The following is a 21251-nucleotide window of genomic DNA, read 5'->3' on the forward strand; positions in this document are numbered from 1 at the left end:
GTTTGAATTATTGGTTTGCTTTTTCGAGTTCAGCAATTCTCTTTTCGAGCTTTTGATTGGTTTCTTTCATTTCTATCAAATGAAGTGTCAACTCCTCCACCTTCTTCAGCAGCAGCATGTTCATCTCCACTTTCTGAACCATGATAGCTGGGATGAGTGAGATAATCATGATGTCTTGATCTTTTTGTTATGCAATCTGTGAAATTCTAGTCTGGTACTCCCAAAGTTGAGCAGGAGTCCGATTTCCAGGTTGTATGCTTCCAGGTAATTAATTGCTTGTACTAGGTGTACTTTTTCAAGTTGAATAAGTGCTTTGATTTCTACGCTGATCACATCTCCGACCAAAAAATCTACTCTTCTGGTACCAACTTGTTTTTCCTTGTATAGGACCGGCATTTCATATTCCCGAGTAAAGCCCAATCCTTGCAATTCCATTTCATATTCCAATGCGCGCTGGTAGATCACTTCTTAGAACCCATTTCCCAGAAAGTTGTGAACTTCCATAGCACACCCAATGATCTTGCCTGTTAATTCTGAATGTTTGTGTTCGCTATTTATCATATTGTATCCCATTTATCACATCAATCACAGTTCTGACTTTTTTCGAGTTTTTCAATTCGCTTTTGCTGTGCTTTCACTGTTTCCAGTAGCTCTATTTGGTACAGCGTCAGCTCCTCCACCTTCTTCAGCAGTAGCATATTCATTTCTCCAAGCTCGATCCCGTTTGCTTCCATTTCTTTGGCTGAGGGTACTTCCGGGAGGTGTTTGTTTTCAGTGATATAAGATTTGATTTCTTCGAGCGGTAGGAGGGGAAAGTCTTCTTCAAAGACATAATCAGGAGGATCTACTACCTGAACTTTTACTTCTTCTGTTATTACACCACCTTCCACGATTGCGTTTCCTCTGGGAACAACTATATTTCCATTACTTTCAATTTGAAATAGTGTTTTTTTACCACTGCTTGACCCTTTGCTGAAGGTGTAATTGCCACCCCAGTTTCTTACATACCAGTCAACTATTGGAGCGCCGCTATTTGTATCGATAGTTAAGTCTACATCTGCGCCATTGTTGTTGGTGTTTTTTTCAAACTTTATCCTGAGACCAGCGTTATCCGGATCACTGGTATTAATAGAAAGGCTCCCTTCATTTATTTTTACAACATCATTACCTATTGAAAATTTAGGGACGCCTCCTGTGTAAAAGTTAATCTCGTCATCTGTTTCACCAATACTTATAAAATCAGAGTTTCCACCTATAATTCTTCCTCCTGGCACTAATACATCACCGTTACTTTGGATCTCAAACAGTTTTCGTTTTCCACTGCTTGAGCCTTTGTTGAACGAGTAATAACCTCCCCAATTTCTGATATACCAGTCAACTATAGGTGATCCACTATTTGTGTTTATTGTAAGATCTACATCTGCTCCGTTATTATTGGTGGACTTGTCAAATTTTATGTTTAGTCCGGCATTATCAGAGTCTCTGTTGTTGATGGAGACATTGCCATCCCCAATATGCAGTAAAGCTGAAGGATTTGAAACTCCAATCCCCACATTACCTCCATTGTAATAAATATCTCCTGAACCGCTCCATTGACTATGGGCAAGGAAACCCGTGGAAATAAGTATTGTAAGGGTATATATCTTTTTCTTAAGAAATAATCTACTGAATCTCATAAAGGTTAGGTTTTAGGCGGTAATTACATGTTTAAGTTATACAAAATGTGATCAATGCATAAAACGGAGCAATTTTTTCTAAACATTGCTTGAAATTTAATAAAATATCTGTTTTCTTAGGAGAGATTTTCTTTTTTATCGCTTTTTTCCGCCTGTTCACCGCTTGAATATTCCCATTCATCTGATCCAGGTACAAATTGTGATAAAGGACTAGTCACTGTATAATGTTTTAACCTAACCTGATCTGATGGAAAGTAGAAATACGCTATCACTGTCAAGAATTTTCAGACTTTTTACACCATTTCTTTACCTTGGGTTCCTTTTTTCTTCAGCAGGAGCATTTGCTCAGATAGATATAGATTACTCGAAGGAAACGGTTATTCTGGAGTCAACCATCGACTATGAGGTAAACCGTAGCTATAAAGTAGTAAAATCCCTCACAATCAAGCCCCTGGCCAATGGCGATCCCCAGATCATCTCTTCCTCTACAGGAGACTGGCATGCTACAGTCATCGATCAGGAAAACAGCAACATACCCCCTACCCTGAATCAAAACTTTGTACGAACGGAAACGGCCAGGGAAGCGATCTCAGATGAGAATGCCTTTGCCGGAGCAGACCATACCCAAAAAGTTACCAGCTTTGAGTACTCGGATGGATTGGGAAGGATGAAGCAGAGTGTATTGGTAAAGTCGTCTCCCACCAGTAAAGATATTATACAACCTTATGAATACAACAGTACAACCGGATTGCAGGATAGAAGCTATTTGCCTTACACCATTAATAATGGAAATCCCGGTCAAATTAGAGCCAATGCATTAAGCAGCGAACAAGGAAATTTTTATTCAAACGGGTCTACAGAAGTTAAGAATGACCCAAATCCCTATTCCAAAATTACTTATGAGGATTCTCCATTACTCCGTCCACTGAAGGAAGTGGGCGTGGGAGATGATTGGCAGGATGACAGCACCCCTTCTAATGAAAAGGGAGTTTCTTATGACTATATTATTTACAATACCTCAAGCGGAAGTATTAGCAGTTGGACAATAAGTTCTGATGCTGATAAAGAAGATCAGGTGCCTGAACATGATGGTAACTATGCGAACGGAGACTTGTATATTACCCAAACCACTGTAGATGCTACGGGGACCGATGATATTATTACTCAGGAAATCACGGACAATCGCGGACTTAAAGTTGCAACACGAATACAAAAAAGTGGCTCCTGGGTTACCACTTATTATGTTTATGATTCTTTTGGGCGTCTTCGGTTCATAATACCTCCAGTCTTGTCAGGTCAAACCAGTTTTACTGCTGCTGAAACAGATGGGCTGATGTTTCAATATATCTACGATGCTCGAGGAAGATTAGTCAAGGAAAAAGCTCCGGACGCAGGGTGGACATACTATTGCTACGATGCGTGGGACCGGTTAGTCTTGTCCCAGGACGCCGGGCAAAGAGGGATCCATCAGAGACTATACACTTTTTACAAGTACGACAAATTTAACAGGCTTGTCATGACCGGACAGCATCAGTTTAGTAGTGGAAATAGCTACGAAGATCTGGTGGATGAAGCCATGTCTATGCTTTCAACTAATAGATATGAGGCAAGATCCAATAATAGTATTGGCTATACACTTAATACCTCATTCCCTGTTGAGGACATTTCATCTTCAGAGGTAAACACAGTTACCTATTACGATAATTATACTTTCACTGGCTATACCAACTGGGACGTAGAAGGAGTAGACTTCACTTTTGCTGCTGACGGACTCAATATCAGTAAAATTGACGATGTGGTCGGGCAGGTAACGGGTAGTAAAGTCAAAGTGCTCGGTGCAAGTCAGTGGCTGAGTACCGTGGTATACTATGATGAGTACTTGCGAAACATCCAGGTTGTTTCCGAGAACCACTTAGGTGGATATGACAGGCTTTCTACAGAATACAACTTTGCCGGGGAAGCACTGGAGATGAAATTAACTCATTCTAAGACTACTTCGGGCTCCAATCTTACTTATGAGCAATCCTATGAGTACGATGATCGCGGGAGGCTATTAAAAGTCTGGAATAAGATCAACAGCGAGCCTCAGGTGCTTATGGCCAGCTATGATTACAACGAAGTAGGAGAGCTGATCGAGAAAAACCTTCACTCCACCAATGGTGGGTCTACCTTTTTGCAGTCACTAGACTACCGGTACAATATCAGAGGGTGGCTGGAAACGGTGAATCAACCAGACCTTTCCGGCGATGGCACGCCTAATGAAGACAATAGCGATCTCTTTGGTGCAAAATATCATTATACCGACAATCTAAATATTGGAGGGTTTTTAACCCCCGGTAGATATGACGGAACCTTGGCAGGTTTTGAATGGCAAAACAGTAATAATGGAGTTAGCAGCTTTAAGCGAGCTATATATGGCTATTGGTACAACGACCTGAATTTCTTAACAGAAGCCAGGTATGGTACATATGGTGGTGGAGGCACGGAAACTGGCTTTTATAATGATTATGAGGATTACAATGTAAATATCACCTATGAAGATGATAACGGAAATATTGGGTCTATAAACAGGAAGGAAGCCGGTTCAGTTATTGATGATCTTGATTTCAGGTATATAGCCAACTCCAATAAAATAGAGGGTGTGTATGAATCTTCAAGTGCAACTAAAGGATATACATATAAGAATTCTAACCTGACCTCAGGAGTTGAGTATGAGTATGATGCTAATACGGGGAATCTGGCAAAGGATGAGAATAAAGATATTGTGGATCATTCGATAGAGTATAACCACTTGCAGTTGGTTACACGAGTTAAGTTCAATGATGATTCTGAAGTTAATTACACCTACGATGCGGTAGGAAATCGCTTATCCAAAACCTACAAAGATGCTCAGGGTAACACGCTGCATAAAAAAGACTATGTAGGCATTGTGGAATATGTGGATGATGAGATCCATCAGCTCTTTACCGATGAAGGCCGGGCTTACTTCCAGGACAATGATCAGGCCACGGATTTTCACTATGAATATTTCATCACGGATCACCAGGGGAATAATCGCGTTTCTTTCGGGATCCTACCCTACAGAAAGGAATACCTCGCAACCTTTGAAGATGAAAGACTTGCCATGGAACACCAGGATTTTGTTATCAATGAAGACTACCTGGTAAACATCAATAACCACACGCCCCAGGGTCAAACCTCTGCAGCCTTAAATGGATACAATGCCCTCTATGAAGTAGGTCCGGCCACAGTACTCAATATATCCGATGGTGACCGGGTAGAGTTAGGCGTATGGGCGATGTACGAAAACAACGCTACCTGGTCATCATCTCAGATCACGGATATTGCCAGTCTTGTCGCTACGGTATTTTCAGGGGTACCGGGAGTCACCAGTGAGGGGACTTCCGCTGTAACTGACGAGATTAATGCAGGAGGAACAGGTTTCTTTGGAGCACCTGGTTCTAATCAACCTTCTGCATACCTGCAGTGGGTCTTTTTCGATTCCAGTTATGATGTGGTTACTTCCGGAAACATGACCAACTTCCTCAGGGTAGAGGAAGCCTCCGATGGGCAATATGCAGAGTATAACGATGAGATCACCTTTGATCGGTCTGGTTACCTGTATGTATTCCTGGCCAATGAGACAGATCAAAACAAAGACGTCTTTTTCGACGACTTCCACATTACACATGAGTCCGGAGCTACTTCCTATAAAGTCACCCAGGTCAATGACTACTATCCCATGGGAATGCGGATGGCCACCAGCAAGTCTGATCCGAGCTACCTAGGGTCAGGATTGTATTACCAGAGCTATTTTTCTGAGTATGATTCTATCACTGGCCAGTATGATTTCTTACTGCGGAACTATGACCCGGCACTGGGCAGGTGGAACCAGACCGACCCTTATAACCAATTTGCCAGCCCATATATGGCCATGGGAGGTGTGCCTCATTTGGGGGTTGATCCGGATGGTGGGTTCTTCTGGGGCACAATGCTGGCAGGTGCTATTGTTGGTGGTTATGCTGGTGGGGTCATCTCTTCGGGCAGTTGGAATCCAGGAGACTGGAGTGGATCTGATTGGGCTTGGGCTGGTGCCGGAGCAGTAGGTGGTGGCTTGCTTGGAGGTTTTTCATTCACTATGTATCGACCTCCGTCACTTAAAAGTTCCGGGGGATTAGGTTTGATTTGGCCAAGGGGACGTTTGGGATGGAGTGAACCTGCGAGAAAAGTAGGAAAAGCCATTTCTTCGGCTTATAATTTTGTTTTTCCTCCATCAGGCTTTGTAGGAGTTGAAAGTATTCCTGAAGAAACAATGTATGTTATTTCTGAAACAGTATCTAATGGAATTACCAATCCAGGAGATAATGAGCCAGATGGATTCGTTCCCGTATTATCTGATATTCAAAGATCAATTTATTGGGCTGAACAAGGAGATTATAGTAGATCGGTTACTTATGGTGTTTTGGCTGGATCAGATTTGGCTGGAATTTCTGCTTTAGGTAAAGCAGTTGGTAAAGCAGGGATTAAATACTTTTTTAAGAATGGTGTTAGATATACCAAGTCGAGCTTAAAAGCCGGAAGAGAAATTCATGCATTATACAAAGCAAATTTGGACAATCCAGCTAAACGCCTGTTTAAGGAATATAGCGAGATTCCTGGAATAAGACCTGATTTTGTTGATTTTAATACTAGAACTATTTATGAATTAAAACCTAATAATCCTAGGAGTATTAAAAGAGGTAAAAGACAACTCGAAAGGTATAAAAGGATTATTGAAGATTGGTTTGATGAGCCAGGTCTATGGAAGACGAAACTTGATAAATATTAAACTTAGGGGGAATGACTGGACCAGAATTTGTTCGAATTATTGATGAAATTCTCGATGAGAGAGGTTTTAAAAAAAAAGGAAGAGTTTGGAGAAATGATAGAGGAGAAATCACCAAAGTTGTAGAGACTCAAAAGTCAAAGTTTAGCGATTTTTATTATATAAACTTCGGCTTTGTCATCAATGGCTTAGATCTGAAAGGTGCAAAATTTCACGATTATCATAGGTTAGGGGCATCTGATGAAAAAAAAAATGAGGAGATAAAGGAAATTCTTGACTTAAACTCTTCAATAAGTGATGCGTTTCGAGTTGAACAATTAACATCAATAATAGATGAATTCGTATTGCCAAAATTAGATTCAATTAACGATATTAAGGAATTAAAAGCTGATGTCGCAAACAGGGACCCAGTAATCCCTTTGCCCAAACATGTTAAAGACTTTTTGAATAGACAATAATAAGGTTTGAAAGAGAACGAATAATTAAAAATCCAGATGAAAAATTTCATTAATCTAATGAAAGGTAAACCAAGTGGAATACAAACTCAGTATAGGGGATTAGCATGTATCATATTTTCTCTGATTTGCCTTTCTCTGATTTTGCCTGCAAAGTCTCAAAGTTCTATAGTTCCATCAACTCCTAGTGGAGCAGCATTAGCTAGAAGTGTAAATATACCAATTAACCTATATACTGGAGTACCGGAAATAAGTATTCCATTACCCTCACTACCTCACCCCAATGGAGCACAGATTCCTGTAAGTCTTAGTTATCATGCCGGGGGAATAAAAGTTCAGGATCTTGCTAGTGAGGTAGGGCTTGGGTGGAAATTAAATGCTAGTGGAATGATTACTAGGGCAGTTAGAGGTTTGCCGGATCAGGAAGGTAATTTCTGGTCGAGTAATTCAGATTATGAAGACATAAACGATAGAGTTTTAGATGGAGAGCATGATATTTATTATTTCATGTTACCTTCAGGGCGTTCAGGAAAATTTGTTTTAGATAAGAATGGAACTACTGCTCATACAATTCCCTACCAAGATATAAATATTACCAAGGTAGGGAGCTTATCAAGTGGGTCCTGGCTAATAGAAGATGAGGAGGGGGTTAGATATTATTTCGGTACAAGTACAAGGGAAACAACAGAAACCTTTAAAATGGATGAAAACGAAGTTTATCCATCTTCTCCGGACGACTCTTATATTTCATCATGGTATCTGGATAAAATCAATTATCCTAATCATTCAAGGGAGGTGAATCTTTATTATAATACTTACAGTAATTATTCTTATGAATATTATAGGTCGTATAAAGAAGTTAGGTGGCGGAACTGTATAAATTCAGTTCCTAATAACTATCAAATCGTAAGCTCCGCAATTCGCAAGGTAAATACTAAGATAAAGGTTAAACAACCGAAGTATCTTAATAGAATTGTTATAGGTAGTGCCGTTTTAGATTTCGATTGGGAGTTTGAAAGACAAGACTTGCCTGGAGCTAGAGCCCTTTCGAGCCTAAGGCTTGAATATGGCTCTGATGTTATTAAATCTTATGTATTTAATTACTTCTATTTTAGTGCTGCTAATTCCATTTATGACGAATACAATAGTTATGATGATCTTTTTTCATGTACTCCTAAGGACTGCTATCGGTTAGGTCTTGAATCAATTGTTGAGACTACAAATGGAAATAGTTTGACGTATAAAGAGTTTGGGTATATCGAGAAGTCAATAGTCTCTAATGGAGACCAGCATGCTTTACCTCCTCGTTTTTCAGCTAGTCAGGACCATTGGGGCTATCATTCTCCACTTCAATATGCTACTTGGGATGGTAGTAGGATGCCAACACTCTTATTGCCTGGGATTGGAATAATTAGCGACGGAAAAACTAAGAATGCATCGGGTGACTATGCGATGGCTAACATGTTAGTATCTATTGAGTCAGCAACAGAAGAAGTTCAAGAGTTTGAATATGAGTTAAACCAAATTAATGGAGATAATATTGGTGGATTGAGAATAAAGAGTGTTTGCAATACATCGGATGGTGAAACATTTTGCAAAGATTATGAATATTTATCTGGCGAAAGTTTTAATGAACCTCTTTATCATTATACAGTTTATGATCAGAGCGGTGATGTTGGAATAGCAATTGATGATAGTAATTTACCACTCTCATCATGTCATCAATTTTTCACTGTGATCTCTTCTGAATCCTACATCAATCTTTTTGATCTTAACGGAAGTCAGGTTGGTTATGAAAAAGTTAGGGAAACCTTATCAAATGGTGCATTTACTGAGTATGAATTTTTTGGATTTAATGATTATTCAGATGATCTTCCTGATATTCAATTTTTTGAAGGAGGAAATTATTTATCACAATGGCTGAGTAATTCTGATGTTTTTTTAGATGAGGAAGTAGGCCCTCCTTTCCCCTCTACTACCTCTTTCTCATGGAAGAGAGGTTTACTAAAATCAAGAAGAACTTATGATTCAGGAGCAAATCCAAGCACAGATGATCCAATTACAGAAACCATTAATGATTACTATTTTAGCAATCCAACTCTTTACACTCTTGGCAATAGAGCAATAAATGATTTTACCCCACAACCGGGTAATGTACCTTCTAGTGGACTTTTTTCAGAGTTTATTAATTGGGTTTGTGGAGGCTCTTGTATTGATCCGGCCAATTTATTTCTTGTTGGAAAATACAATCATATCATAGCCCCAGTTCAAGCTAAAACAGTAGTTAGTACCACATTTGATGATTCAGGAAATTCAAATACCTCATCTGTATTTTACAGTAGCTATGACGCTAGCTATAAGACTCTTCCTGAGTCAATGGAAGTGTCAAATAATGACGGTTCTTTTATAAAAACAACATACAAGTACCCGTTCGAGATTTGCGATCCTCAGGTAGGTACTGCAACAGCAGAAGCATCAGGATATTGTAAACTAAAAAATAGAAACATTCTATTCCCTGTAAGGGAACTCATTTTTTTTAAACCTAAGTCCGGTAGCTACAGCATTGTGGATGGAGCATTTACAACTTATCATGAAGTTGGAACTGACCTTCTAAAACCATACCACATTTATAAATTAGACCTAGAGGATCCAATAAGTGAAGGTAGTATAAATGATTTATCAATAGACTATTCAGGAACAGATAAGCTGGATTTCGATAGCCGATTTGACCTAAAACAAACCATCAGGCATTATAGCACTGGTAACCTTTGGTATACAGTAGATCAAGATGGAATCCGAATCGACTATGACTGGGGATATAATAACTCTTTGATAATATCTGAGGCCTCAAATGGTTATTCAACTACTTATACTCACAAGCCCTTAATAGGAGTAGAGACCATAACCGATCCCAATAACCGGGTGACTACTTATGAGTATGATACTTATAACCGGTTGAAACTTATTCGTGATCACAATGATGATATAGTTGAGCGTTACAGATACCACTACAAAAATCAGGACGAAAATCTTAGTGCTCAAATCACCACGTCCGGGGTAAACAAGACCAATGTTACTTTAACTTTTAGTTCGGAAAACGCTGCTTCTTTTTATGGGGATACCCGCTTTTTCTGGGATTACGGCGATGGTACTGTTGAAGAGACAGCCTCACCTTCTACTACACATAGTTATTCTTCAGAAGGTGCCTACAGTGTTAAATTAACCATGATCAATCCGGAGTATGATCCGATCCAGGTAGGGAAGTCTCAGGCGATCAAGAGTTTGTATTATCAACCTCAGATATGTACAAGTAAGCCTATTTATGATCAATGCGATGGCTATCAGGGTAGTGCTGTATGTATCGCTAATGAAGGAACAGTTTCTGCTCTTGGTTCTAATAATGGAGCACGATGCGAAGGCCCATTATCCAACCAAAAGTGGGAATACAAACGAGATGGTACAACTACATGGTATACATTTGGTAGCGGAGAGCCCCAGGAAGATATTCCTCAGATTTTGAGAAACTATGTAGGTACACATCAGATCAGGTATCAGGTTAAAGACGTTTGCGGCAATACTTATTATTCAAATACGCTTCTTTTTACTACCACTTCCGATGGATGTAGCGGTGGAGGTGGGGGAGGTCCTGGAGACCCGCCGCCTATTGAATAATCTGTGTTGTCAATGATAAGATTAATCACCATAGCGATTTTAACTCTTTTCGTCCTTACTGCTAAGGCACAGATCAATTTTAAGGCTAAGCTCTCACCAAAACACCAACAAAAAGTAGCCAAAGCCAAAGACGTAAAGACCAAGCTCAAGCGGTATAAGCGGCTATTGAAAAAGGACAGTGCCAGGCAGGCTAAGCACATCCGGGATAGCCTGGAAAATGTGACGCTGGACCAGGTACCGTATGACTCTACCCTGATCACCAGCCACTTGCCAGATTCTTCCAGCCGGGCAGACTCCCTGGAGTGGGCGTTGAATACACTTGCTACCCATAATCAAAATGAGGAAATCGCAGCTTTTTTCTCTACTGTCTCTTCCCTTGAGGGAGGATGGAAGGAGGGTGTTATTGATTCTTCCATGATCCCCAGCCTTGATAGCCTGGACCTGGAGCCCATGGTGAAGGAGATAGCCAGTGATTACCTTCCGGATGATATGGAGCTTGAAGGCGGTGACTTCAATAGCATCAAGCAAGCCCATATGAATGAGGTTCCCGCCGATCCCACACAAAACCCTGCAGACCAGCTACCAGTGGACCCATCTTCCCTACAAAAGGATCCCGAGGAGCTAGTGAAAAACCTGGCTGAAAATGTGAAAGGGGAGCAGTTGGGTGAGCTGCAGACCAGATTGGGAAAGCTGAAGGACAAGTATGTTTCCATTCCCGATCTGAGTAAACCGGAGGAGGGTATAAAGCGAAATTCTCTAAAAGGTAAACCACTGATAGATCGGATCTACCTGGGAGGGAATGTAGCTGTCCAGTCTACTGATCCCTTTGTGCTGGATACTGACATCCAGCTTGGTTACAAAATCAATAGAGTATTTACCATGGGAGGTGGCATCCGGTGGAGAGAGTCCTTTTTCAAGAAAGACACGGTACCAGGTATGTCTCAGGATGCTCATGGCTACAGTGGTTTTGCCAGCTATGAGTTTTTCAAAGGTTTTTACCTGTATGGAGAGTATGCGGCAGTCAAAAACCAGCCTCTGATCAATGAGACAGAAGTGAAAGGCAGATGGCAATACGAATATTTGCTGGGTCTTGGCCGGTCTTTTAAGCTCTTCAAGTTTTTGGAGCTTAGCGCTACTTTTTTGTATGACTTCAATCACCGGAATAATGACCTGCACCCTCGCCCATTCGTGATGCGGATCGGGTACCGGGTCACGAAGATTCCTTTTAAGAAATAAGAGTTGAACTGTGATAGACCGGGTAGTCATCAATAATTTTCAAATCATAAACCATGAAAAAAGCATTTATTTTCCTGCTGCTGGTAGCTTTTGTGTGTAGTTACACCTGGGCTCAAATCGAATATGGCACCTGGAGAACAACCTCTGGGAATACAGATTATCACTTCTTGACACGAGATGGAGGAGGAGCGGCTGTTTATATCAATCAGGTTTCGTCCAGTTCTACTTACCCTATTCTGCGGCTCTCAAGTGGAACTGCCAGTGCCAATCAAAATGTCCGGTTTACAGTTGAAAATAATGGCAACGTTGGGATAGGTACCACTTCTCCAAATGAAAAACTGGAAGTGAATGGAAATGCTTTTGTTTCGGGAAAATTCCGTTCGGTCACGGGCACAAATATCGGTCTGGATCGCCCGGCAGATGCCCACCAGTATGGCTTCTTTTTACATAAAGGAATGGGGTCAACCGGAGGTGGAAGTAGTGGTAATTATACAAGCATTCAATTAGTTGAAAAAGACTGGAGCGGTTCCCATGCTTTACTTTTCAATGCGTATGCAGCATCGCAGCAAGTAAATGGTAGCCTGGGAACCCCAGGAAACACGAGATATACTAATAATACCGGGAGTTATAGTGGAGGTGCCGGCGCCATCATGTTTTTTGGCAATGGGGGCAGCATGGGGTTTTACATTTCCCCGGCTTCTACCGGGCAAGGCCAGGATGTAAACTGGGGTAATCCGGTGCTTTGGCTTCAAAGGAATGGCAGGATAGGTATAGGGAAAAGCAATCCAACGGAAAAACTCGAAGTAACAGGCGCCATCCGCGCCACCGAGGTAAAAGTGGAGACGCAGTGGTGGGACGAAGTATTTGAGAAGGATTACGAGCTGCTTCCGCTGAGGGAGCTGGAAGCTTATGTAAAAGCCAATAAGCACCTCCCGGAAATCCCAACGGAAGCTGAAGTAGAGGCAGATGGAGTGGCATTGGGGAATACAACTTCTTTGCTGCTTAAGAAAATCGAGGAGCTGACTCTTCATCTCATTGAGAAGCATAAGCAGATTGAGGCTTTGGAAAAGCGTGTTGCTGAACTCGAAAAAAAATAAAATAGAAACAGCATGAAGAAATATGCACTTATAGTGATAGCCGTTATTCTAGGTTTTCAATTACAAGCTCAGACAACCGGCTATTTTGGTGGCAATGCATCAGCTTCCGGGTTTCCAAATATTGGTAATACAGCAAACAAGTGGATCAAATTAGCTGAGCTTACTTTAAATGGAAATTATCACGCATCTGGTATTACTGTGGATTTTTTCCCTCGAAATGCTAATCATGGGGATTCCCGGCAGCAGCTAAACGTACAGTTCAGGAATAACAACGGTACGGGGATCTACCAAAGCACTTATGACATAGTACTGCTCCATTTTCATGGCCAGCATAAGATCATCAAAGATGTGAAGGTCGTGCATACCTCAGGTACAGCAGTCAGCAATAATAAGCTCTCCGTATGGGTACAGATGGGAATAAGCTGGCTATCCGGTGTTCCGATCGAGGTTAGAACTTATGGGAGTGTGATTTTTGAAACGACTAACCAGCCGTATTACGAATCCATAACAGAGTCTGGTACTGTATATGATCTACAGACTTATTATGCTGTGAGGCCCCAGATAATGGAATTTCGAGGTACGGTAAGAGCTAAGGAATTTAGAGCTGAAGCATCTCCCTGGCCTGACTATGTCTTTGAACCCAACTATGATCTGAAATCTCTGGAAAAACTGGAGTCCTACATCCAGTCGAACAAGCACCTCCCCGGGATCCCTACAGCAGAAGAAGTAGAGGCAAACGGAGTAGCTCTCGGAGAAATGAATGCTAAGTTGCTAGAAAAGATCGAAGAACTGACCTTGTATCAGATTCAGCTACAAAAAGAATTAAAGGCTCAGCGAGAGCAATTCGAAAAGGAAATTGAAAAGTTAAGGTCCGAACTAAAGGAAAAGTAAATTCTGAGTTCTATCATTCAAAATAATGCTGTCATGAAAAAACTAATCTTTTTTGTTGTATTTGGAATGCTTTCTTTGGGTTTGTCTGCTCAAGTTCTTGAGGGCGAGGTGGTTCACTTTGAGCGAGGAGATGGATGGAAAGAAGCTGGTAAAATCGGGTTTAAAGATGTAAGCACTGGATCCAGTGAGAACAAGAATTTCGCACATATAGTAAATTCTGGCGGTGGCTTTTACACATTTCATACGAATATTGATGGAACTGTTGCGGAACGCTTAAGAATATCTAACGATGGGAATGTTGGAATAGGGTTGAAATATCCAGCCAGTAAGTTGGATATCAACAGCAAGGGCGATGGGGCAAAACTTCTTAGATTTACAACAGAACGGCCATGGGAATTTATACAAACAAGCACAGGGGCTACATCCAATTTAGTGCTTAGATCCACTGTAAATTCAAAAGGGTTTATAATTGAATCTCCTGGTGGGTATAGAAATGCACGCTTTTATGTTAGTGATGTGCCCTCCTCAAATAAAATATTTTTACTGCCGGAGGGTGGTAGGTTGGGTATAGGTACTCAAAACACTTCAGGTCATTTAGTTTCTGTTGGGGGCACTATCCGAGCGGAGGAGATTAAAGTAGAATCCGGCTGGGCAGATTATGTATTTGAAGAGGACTATGAACTTAAAACGCTTGAAGAGGTAGAAACCTACATCCAATCCAACAAACATCTCCCCGGAATTCCTTCAGCAGAAGAAGTAGAAACAAACGGAGTGGCTCTTGGTGAGATGAATGCGAAACTGCTTGAGAAGATCGAGGAGCTTACGTTACACTTGATAAAAAAAGAGGAACAAGTTAAAAAGTTGGCGGAAGATTATGAAAACCTTTCAAGAAGATTAGAAAACCTTGAATCATTAAGCGATGAAAATTAGTTATTACCTGCTTTTCTCTGTTCTTAGCTTTATTTTTCCACTTGCAGGAATTGGTCAGGGGACAGATTATGGTGAATGTTATTGCGGGCAAAATGGACGGTTTTTGGAACTTTCAGAAGAGCTTCAAGGTGTTGCTTATTTGGGCTGGTCTGAAAGAATAGAGTTGGAAGTAAGTGGAGGTGGATACAGTTCTTTTGGGAAGCATGTTTATCTTATTGAATCCAGGGGTGGGCTCGAGGTTGAAGGTTATCAAATTGGTGATAACGTTGGTGGATATGAATTAAAGATTTATGATAATGGGAATGCGGACAATGACCCGCAGAAATACAGGATCGGTGTGTACATCCCAGGTGCACAATGGAGATGTATTTGTATTAGAGCCAGAGAATTGAAGTCAAAAAACTGGGTGATGATAAATTCGAAACAGGTATCAGAACTTCCAGTTTTATCTGAATTAACATTTGATATTGACTGGTTATTTAAATCAAATGTTGGAAGTTTTGAAGTCAATGGCACGGTTCGTTCAAAGGAAGTAAAAGTAGAAGCCTCCCCCTGGCCTGACTATGTCTTTGAATCAGATTATGATCTGAAATCTCTGGAAAAACTGGAGTCCTACATCCAGTCGAACAAGCATCTCCCCAAAATTCCCACAGCAGAAGAAGTTCAGGAAAATGGTGTGGCCTTGGGAGAGATAAATGCTAAGTTGCTAGAGAAGGTGGAGGAACTGACTTTATACCTTATAGAACAGAACAAGGAATTAGAGCAGCTCAGGCAAGAAAATAAAGCCCTGGCCGAGCGACTGGAAAGGCTGGAAAAGAAGTCCGAACTGTGATGCGTGTGATTAAGTAGGATGAGATGTGATGAAGGGAGTACGGGATAAATTTATCATGATCATCACATCCATCTCAGACATCATGGTTCAGACAGCTGTAGATGAAGAAACCAATACTTAAAGAGAAAAACAATGAGAACTAAATTTCTCCTCATACTATTTTCGATACTATCCTTACAAGGAGTCGCGCAAGACCCATCGGATAATCTTATTAGCCGGAAGTACGAATCGGCTTTACCTGATGAATATCCCAATGGTGTTTACCTGATGGACTCAGAAGCTGATCCCAACTGGTCCTGGCCGGAAGATGCCGGAGTGGTTCTGGGTCTGAAAGCATCTAACAGTAACTCCAGGCATGCACAAATGCTCTTTGACAGATATTCCAATAAAATTTTTGTGAGAGGTAAGAACTGGGGAAATAATGCCTGGAAACCCTGGAATCGACTCCTTGTAGAAGTTAATGGTCAAGTGGGTATTGGTACCAGTTCTCCTACTTCCATGTTAGATATCGATGGAGGTACCCTGAAAGTCCGTAATCCCGGAACAGCAAGAAGCTTGCGATTATACTCCGCAGCAGATCAGCATGCTCCTAATTGGGCAGGAATATTAAGCTTTAACATTGATGAAACAGGAGATCTGGACTTTGACAATGTAAGAGGATCCAGGTTGATGTTTGGCGGAAGTGGTACCTTAACCTTTCAGACGAGCACTATTGGTTCGGGTGTACAGACACTAAATACAGCATTAAATATCTCGCATTCCGGGAAGGTGGGAATAGGCGGGATCACCAATGCTACAGAAGAACTGGAAGTAGCCGGAACTATATTAGCTGAAGAGGTAAGAGTGGAAGCTACTGGCGGCCCCGACTATGTCTTTGAAGAAAATTATGAGCTAATCACCCTGTCTGAGATTCGAGACTACATCAAAAAACACAAGCACCTTCCGGAAGTGCCATCTGCTAATGAAATGGAAAAAGAGGGTATGGATGTAGGTGAAATGAATCTCTTGTTGCTAAAGAAAATTGAGGAGCTGACACTATATCTCCTGGAAAAAGATGATGAAATCAAAAGCCTTCAGCAAGAGGTCAGATCGTTAAAAGGATCTAAGAAATAAAAACCATGCAAGTCAAAAACTTACATAACCAGGCCATATTGTAATAATGGGCAGGGAATATAAACAGTTGAATGATTGCTTGTGTGTTTGAAAGGATATTTGTGCCATTAGGCACTAGTTTTACAAAATGCCGACAATATTATTAATCAATGGGTTTAGGTTTTATTTTTATGCCGGGGATCAGAACGAACCTGCTCATGTGCATGTTGAAAAAGGAGATGGCAATGCCAAAATATGGCTTGAACCCGAACTGGATGGAAAATATTTTCATGACTTTAAGTCTCAGGAAAAGAAAGAAATCATGAAAATAGCGGAATCAAATTATGACCTGTTAAAACAGAAATGGTATGAGTTCTTTCAATAATAATTACGACCCATTAGAGAGCGTCATTTTCGAGGGAGGTCTGCGTATTATAGGGATGCATTTTCATAAAGACCTGGACTTAATGCTGATAGTACTCAACAACAAAAAAGTCCTCACCCGCAAAATATCAAGCTCTGAAAGGTTTAAAAATGCCACTTCTGATCAGTTGTCCAATTATCGGTTGATTAGTAATGGTGTTGGGGTTCATTGGCCGGATTTAGATGAGGACCTTAGTCTGAAAGGATTTTTGAAAGAAGAACTTAGTAGTTTATCCATTCCTATAGTTCCCTGACACGAGAAGCCCTCCTATCCGGCCTTATGGATGCGGCGAAAGACAGGAAATAATCTTTCTTGCAGATGTTAAAAAAACCCTGCAAGTCAAAGACTCACATAAGAGGCCAACAATAGTGGCGCTGGACGTGAATCGATTAGCTAATTAATTGTTACTTTGTAGAAAAGTAATTTAGTTATGAAAACTTCAACTGTGCGTAAGGAAATCCATGAGTATGTGGATAAAGCAGACGATAGGTTTTTGGCGCTGGTTCATAGTATGATTCAAGCAGAGAAAAAGAACAAAAGCCAATCTGAAGGGCTATTGAAAAAAGAAATGGTCAGGAGGGCTAAGCAATCTGAACAGGAAATTGCAGAGGGTAAAACCATTAGTTCCGGACAATTTAATGCCGACTTTAAACAGTGGAAACAGGAGAAGCGAGAGAGTATCAAGTAGAATTTACCCCATCATCAAGATATCATTTTTATGAAGTTCTTGAATATCTATACAAGCATTATCCAATAGATCGAGCTGAGCAATTAGCAGATGAATTGGAAGGTATGGCTCAAAGTCTAAATCACCATCCTCAAAGGGGCGCAAAGGAGAAGTGGCTGTCGAATCTGAAGCAGGATTATCGGTTCATCCTATTTAACCGTACCAGAAGAGCAGAAATTAAAATCATTTATTACATCCAGGAGGGTGAAGACAAAGTTTTTGTGACAGATTTTTTCCCGACGGAAATGGATACTTCTGAAATGATGGAAAGAAATTCTTAGTTATCCGTACATAAATAAAAAACCCTGCAAGCCAAAGACTCACAGGGTAAAACGAACCGAAAAATGTAAAAGATGTTTTTTGGCTGGTAAGGGACTAATCCCGGTCTACCTTGCTCAGTCCGGCTTCTGAAATAGATACTTTGGATGTGCCACGATATTTCACCTTACTGACTCCTGCTGCCGTGATCCGGATTTCGTCTGTGCCGTAAACCTCCCCTTTAGAGGCGCCCACAGCTTCCAGGTCTACTCGCTTGGCCCTGAAGTCAAAAGCCTTTATCTCCGAAGCGCCAATGAGTTCTACATCCAGACTCTCAGCTTCTCCCTTTAAATCCACAGAAGAAGCTCCGGTCATTTTGAGTTTCAGCCGCTCCGGGAATACATTCATGTACAGGTCGGATTCACCGGTGAGCTCTATTTCCATGTCATCATTGTCAAAGCCAAAAACCTCTCCGTCGCAATCTCCTACCATTTCCAGATACTCCAGCTCCGGCATGGTGATGAAAAGACCAACCTTTCCGGGGTTGTTATCATTCCACCACTTCCAGTTATCTTCTCTGTATTTTACCTCCAGCAGCTCACCGACCTGGTTGAGGTAAACCTCATCGAGATATTCATCATCTCCTTTTAGCTCTATGCTGTATGTTTCACCTTTCCTGATCTCCACATCAAAGAAGGCGGAGATTCTCACTTCATCAAAATCTTCAAAAGGATAGGTGATCTCGTCTGACCCCCGGTAATTGGATCGATAGTCTTTCGTGGAGCTACCCCGGTCCCGGTCGATCCGTTTTTCAGGACATGTCAGACATTTGATCCCATTTTGATCAAAGGCCCAGTCATTCCCTTCCATCTGATAGGCGCGATATCCGTTCAGGTGTAAGGTGTTTGTGAGGATATCCGCAAGGTCGTCTTCCATGCGGAAGGTTTTACCGTATGGAATGTAGAAAGTAAGGTCCGCCTCCTGAAACCTGAATTTTGTGCCTTGTGGGAAAGTGACCTCTGAATCAAAGTAGAAATCCTCACCTTCTCGTTTTACATTGTAGACTATACTCCTTGCATTTTCCTCTGCGTCGGAGCGACTGTTTCCCCGGCTTATGATCCGCTGCACCAGCTGGAAAGTGCTGTCCTGATGCCCTCTGATCCTCAGGTCTACCATATCAAAGGAGTCATCTCCTATATCATTTAACCGTAGTGTGGGTGTGGCTTGAGTGACCTCAAAAGTCTGCTCCGTACGATAGTCATTCTCTGTCACAAACTCCCGGGCTAATTGTGGTATCGAAAATGATGCAATGATCAGCCCGGTTATCCACAGGGCAAACAATGTCCACCCGACGTAAGCTTTGGCGACTCGTCTTTTGAGAATGACTACCAGGCCAACTAATGTGAGTGCCAATGCCGGAATAAACGTAACCAGGAAGAAAGAGACTACCGGCCATGTGGAGAGTGATTGCTGGATAAGCTCTAATGGGAAGTCTCCATAATGGACATACTCTTCCCAGGCGCCTATACCAAGCATACCAAAAGTGACTGAGGTAAACCCGATCATCAAACCAAACCCAATGATTATTAACAGTGCCCCAAATGCGATACGGATAAATTCAACGAGGAATTTAAGCAGGGGACCGAGCAGCTTGCCAAGGCCATTGATGATGATGGCAATTAGCCTGAATGGGAATAAAAGGACCTTAACGATCGGACTTTCTTCACCCTCCCTAACGTTCAAACTCTTCTTTACATTCTCCTCAATGTTAGAGAGGGTAACCGGCTCCCCCTGCATTTGCATTTTTTCGGTGATAGACTTTGCTTCCGGAGTGATGATCCAAAGGATGATGTAGATCACGATACCAGCGCCACCCAAAAAGATGGACAATACGAAAAGCAACCTGATAACGGCAATGTCGGTTCCAAAGTAAGAAGCAATACCACTGGCAACACCCCCAAGAACACGCTCATCCGGATTTCTGAAAAGCTTCTTTACTTTCTTATCGTCCTCCAGGCTGTCACTTGGAGGCAATACAATCCAAAGGATGATGTAAGCAAGCAAAGTTGCTCCGCTAATGCCTCCCAGGAATACATTGATAAAGAGGACTATGATAATCAGCCGTATCCATAACGGATCTATTTTGAAATAGTGGGCAATACCCGCTGCTACACCTCCAAGGACTTTGCGTTTGGTGTCTCTGTAAAGTTTTCTATACCCTTCACTGGATTTGGAAGTGGTTTTTTCTTCTCCTGCTTCTGCTTGTTCGTGTTTTTCTTCTTCCTTCTGGGTGGGAGGTTCTTCGGTTTCGATGGTGGCTTCAAAGTCTTTGGTGGTTCCCATGGTGGTGATAAGCTCATCCACATCCTCCAGGTTCACCGTTTGCCTGCCATCTGCAAGCTTCGAAAGAAATATTTCTGCAATTCTACTCTCTATATCGGCAATGATCTCCGCACTGTCTTCAAACGTAGAGAAGTATTTGTTGACCGATTCCAGATAATTCTTGAGTCTTTCATAACCATCTTCCTCTATATGAAAGATGATCCCCCCAATGTTTATGCTAACAGTCTTTTTCATTTCGTTTGGTTAGTTTTTATATCAATTTCAGGGATGATTCCTTTTATGATTTCTTTTTAGTAGATCCTTTCTTCACTGAGATGATCTTCTGAGTAGATTTTACCAGACCGTCCCAGGTTTGGTCTAAGCTGTTCAGAAACTCCTGACCATCATTTGTCAGTGTATAGTATTTTCGAGGAGGTCCGGAGTTGGACTCCACCCACTTATAGTCTACAAGACCGGCCTTTCGCAGGCGTGTCAGTAGTGGATAAAGTGTGCCTTCAACTACCATGATCCTGGCAGCTGTCAACTCCTCCAATAGGTCTGAGGCATACACCTCACCACGGCTTATTATATGGAGTATGCAAAACTCAAGGATGCCCTTCCGCATTTGCACTTGTGTATTTTCAATATTCATTTTCCGTGAGTTTAATTTTATCCTGTTGTCCTGGGACAAACAGAAAGCTATCGCTTAATCTTCGATAGTGTATACGTAAAGGTACTATGTATGGCCAAGTACTTTACGGAAATCTTTCTCAACATTCTAATTTAATTGAAATAATTATATATAAAATTAGAA

18 protein-coding genes are annotated in these 21251 nt (G+C 41.4%); 13 read left to right on the forward strand and 5 right to left on the reverse strand.

Annotation, left to right across the window (positions count from 1 at the left end; genetic code table 11):
- Positions 1-7 precede the first annotated feature (7 nt).
- The 3 genes from AC3E9V_RS05590 to AC3E9V_RS05600 form a co-directional block, all read right to left on the reverse strand.
- Entirely contained in the window at positions 8-169 is a 162-nt protein-coding gene (locus AC3E9V_RS05590) for a hypothetical protein (RefSeq protein WP_488752202.1), read from the reverse strand.
- On the reverse strand, positions 166-465 hold the full coding sequence (locus AC3E9V_RS05595) for a GxxExxY protein (RefSeq protein ID WP_488752203.1): 300 nt from the start codon (positions 463-465) through the stop codon (positions 166-168). Before AC3E9V_RS05595 ends, AC3E9V_RS05590 begins: the two co-directional genes overlap by 4 nt.
- 116 nt (positions 466-581) lie before the next feature.
- On the reverse strand, positions 582-1676 hold the full coding sequence (locus AC3E9V_RS05600; protein WP_488752204.1) for a hypothetical protein: 1095 nt from the start codon (positions 1674-1676) through the stop codon (positions 582-584).
- A gap of 247 nt (positions 1677-1923) precedes the next feature.
- On the opposite strand from AC3E9V_RS05600, the gene AC3E9V_RS05605 reads away from it, so the two are divergent.
- The 13 genes from AC3E9V_RS05605 (at position 1924) to AC3E9V_RS05665 (ending at position 18138) form a co-directional block, all read left to right on the forward strand.
- On the forward strand, positions 1924-6504 hold the full coding sequence (locus tag AC3E9V_RS05605) for a DUF6443 domain-containing protein (RefSeq protein ID WP_488752205.1): 4581 nt from the start codon (positions 1924-1926) through the stop codon (positions 6502-6504).
- An 11-nt stretch (positions 6505-6515) separates the two neighbouring features.
- Positions 6516-6959 (forward strand): DUF4304 domain-containing protein, encoded by a 444-nt coding sequence (locus AC3E9V_RS05610; protein WP_488752206.1) that lies wholly within the window; start codon positions 6516-6518, stop codon positions 6957-6959.
- Positions 6960-6995: 36 nt separating this feature from the next.
- Entirely contained in the window at positions 6996-10628 is a 3633-nt protein-coding gene (locus AC3E9V_RS05615) for a PKD domain-containing protein (protein WP_488752207.1), read from the forward strand.
- A 12-nt stretch (positions 10629-10640) separates the two neighbouring features.
- Positions 10641-11864: a hypothetical protein gene (locus AC3E9V_RS05620; protein ID WP_488752208.1), complete on the forward strand. Its 1224-nt coding sequence runs from the start codon at positions 10641-10643 to the stop codon at positions 11862-11864.
- 53 nt (positions 11865-11917) lie between these two features.
- A complete protein-coding gene (locus AC3E9V_RS05625; protein WP_488752209.1) occupies positions 11918-12961 on the forward strand; it encodes a hypothetical protein in 1044 nt (347 codons plus the stop codon).
- Between the two features lie 12 nt (positions 12962-12973).
- The gene (locus tag AC3E9V_RS05630; RefSeq protein WP_488752210.1) at positions 12974-13852 is read left to right on the forward strand and encodes a hypothetical protein; all 879 of its coding nucleotides are present in this window, start codon (positions 12974-12976) and stop codon (positions 13850-13852) included.
- Between the two features lie 33 nt (positions 13853-13885).
- Complete coding sequence (locus AC3E9V_RS05635) at positions 13886-14782, forward strand: hypothetical protein (RefSeq protein WP_488752211.1); 897 nt, start codon at positions 13886-13888, stop codon at positions 14780-14782.
- A complete protein-coding gene (locus AC3E9V_RS05640) occupies positions 14772-15614 on the forward strand; it encodes a hypothetical protein (protein ID WP_488752212.1) in 843 nt (280 codons plus the stop codon). The genes AC3E9V_RS05635 and AC3E9V_RS05640 overlap by 11 nt, the downstream gene beginning before the upstream one ends.
- Before the next feature lie 132 nt (positions 15615-15746).
- On the forward strand, positions 15747-16727 hold the full coding sequence (locus tag AC3E9V_RS05645) for a hypothetical protein (RefSeq protein ID WP_488752213.1): 981 nt from the start codon (positions 15747-15749) through the stop codon (positions 16725-16727).
- Between the two features lie 127 nt (positions 16728-16854).
- A complete protein-coding gene (locus AC3E9V_RS05650; RefSeq protein ID WP_488752214.1) occupies positions 16855-17091 on the forward strand; it encodes a DUF4160 domain-containing protein in 237 nt (78 codons plus the stop codon).
- Positions 17075-17383 carry a DUF2442 domain-containing protein gene (locus AC3E9V_RS05655; protein WP_488752215.1) on the forward strand — a complete coding sequence of 103 codons (309 nt, stop codon included), beginning with the start codon at positions 17075-17077 and terminating at the stop codon, positions 17381-17383. The genes AC3E9V_RS05650 and AC3E9V_RS05655 overlap by 17 nt, the downstream gene beginning before the upstream one ends.
- 177 nt (positions 17384-17560) lie before the next feature.
- Positions 17561-17818, forward strand: coding sequence for a hypothetical protein (locus AC3E9V_RS05660; protein WP_488752216.1), 258 nt, complete (start codon positions 17561-17563; stop codon positions 17816-17818).
- Positions 17785-18138 (forward strand): type II toxin-antitoxin system RelE/ParE family toxin, encoded by a 354-nt coding sequence (locus AC3E9V_RS05665; RefSeq protein WP_488752217.1) that lies wholly within the window; start codon positions 17785-17787, stop codon positions 18136-18138. The genes AC3E9V_RS05660 and AC3E9V_RS05665 overlap by 34 nt, the downstream gene beginning before the upstream one ends.
- A gap of 94 nt (positions 18139-18232) precedes the next feature.
- Here the strand turns inward: AC3E9V_RS05665 and AC3E9V_RS05670 are convergent, their stop codons facing one another.
- Complete coding sequence (locus tag AC3E9V_RS05670; protein ID WP_488752218.1) at positions 18233-20692, reverse strand: PspC domain-containing protein; 2460 nt, start codon at positions 20690-20692, stop codon at positions 18233-18235.
- 43 nt (positions 20693-20735) lie between these two features.
- Positions 20736-21089 (reverse strand): PadR family transcriptional regulator, encoded by a 354-nt coding sequence (locus AC3E9V_RS05675; RefSeq protein ID WP_488752219.1) that lies wholly within the window; start codon positions 21087-21089, stop codon positions 20736-20738.
- Positions 21090-21251: the final 162 nt, after the last annotated feature.

Source organism: Marinoscillum sp. HNIBRBA16962 (assembly GCF_057801515.1).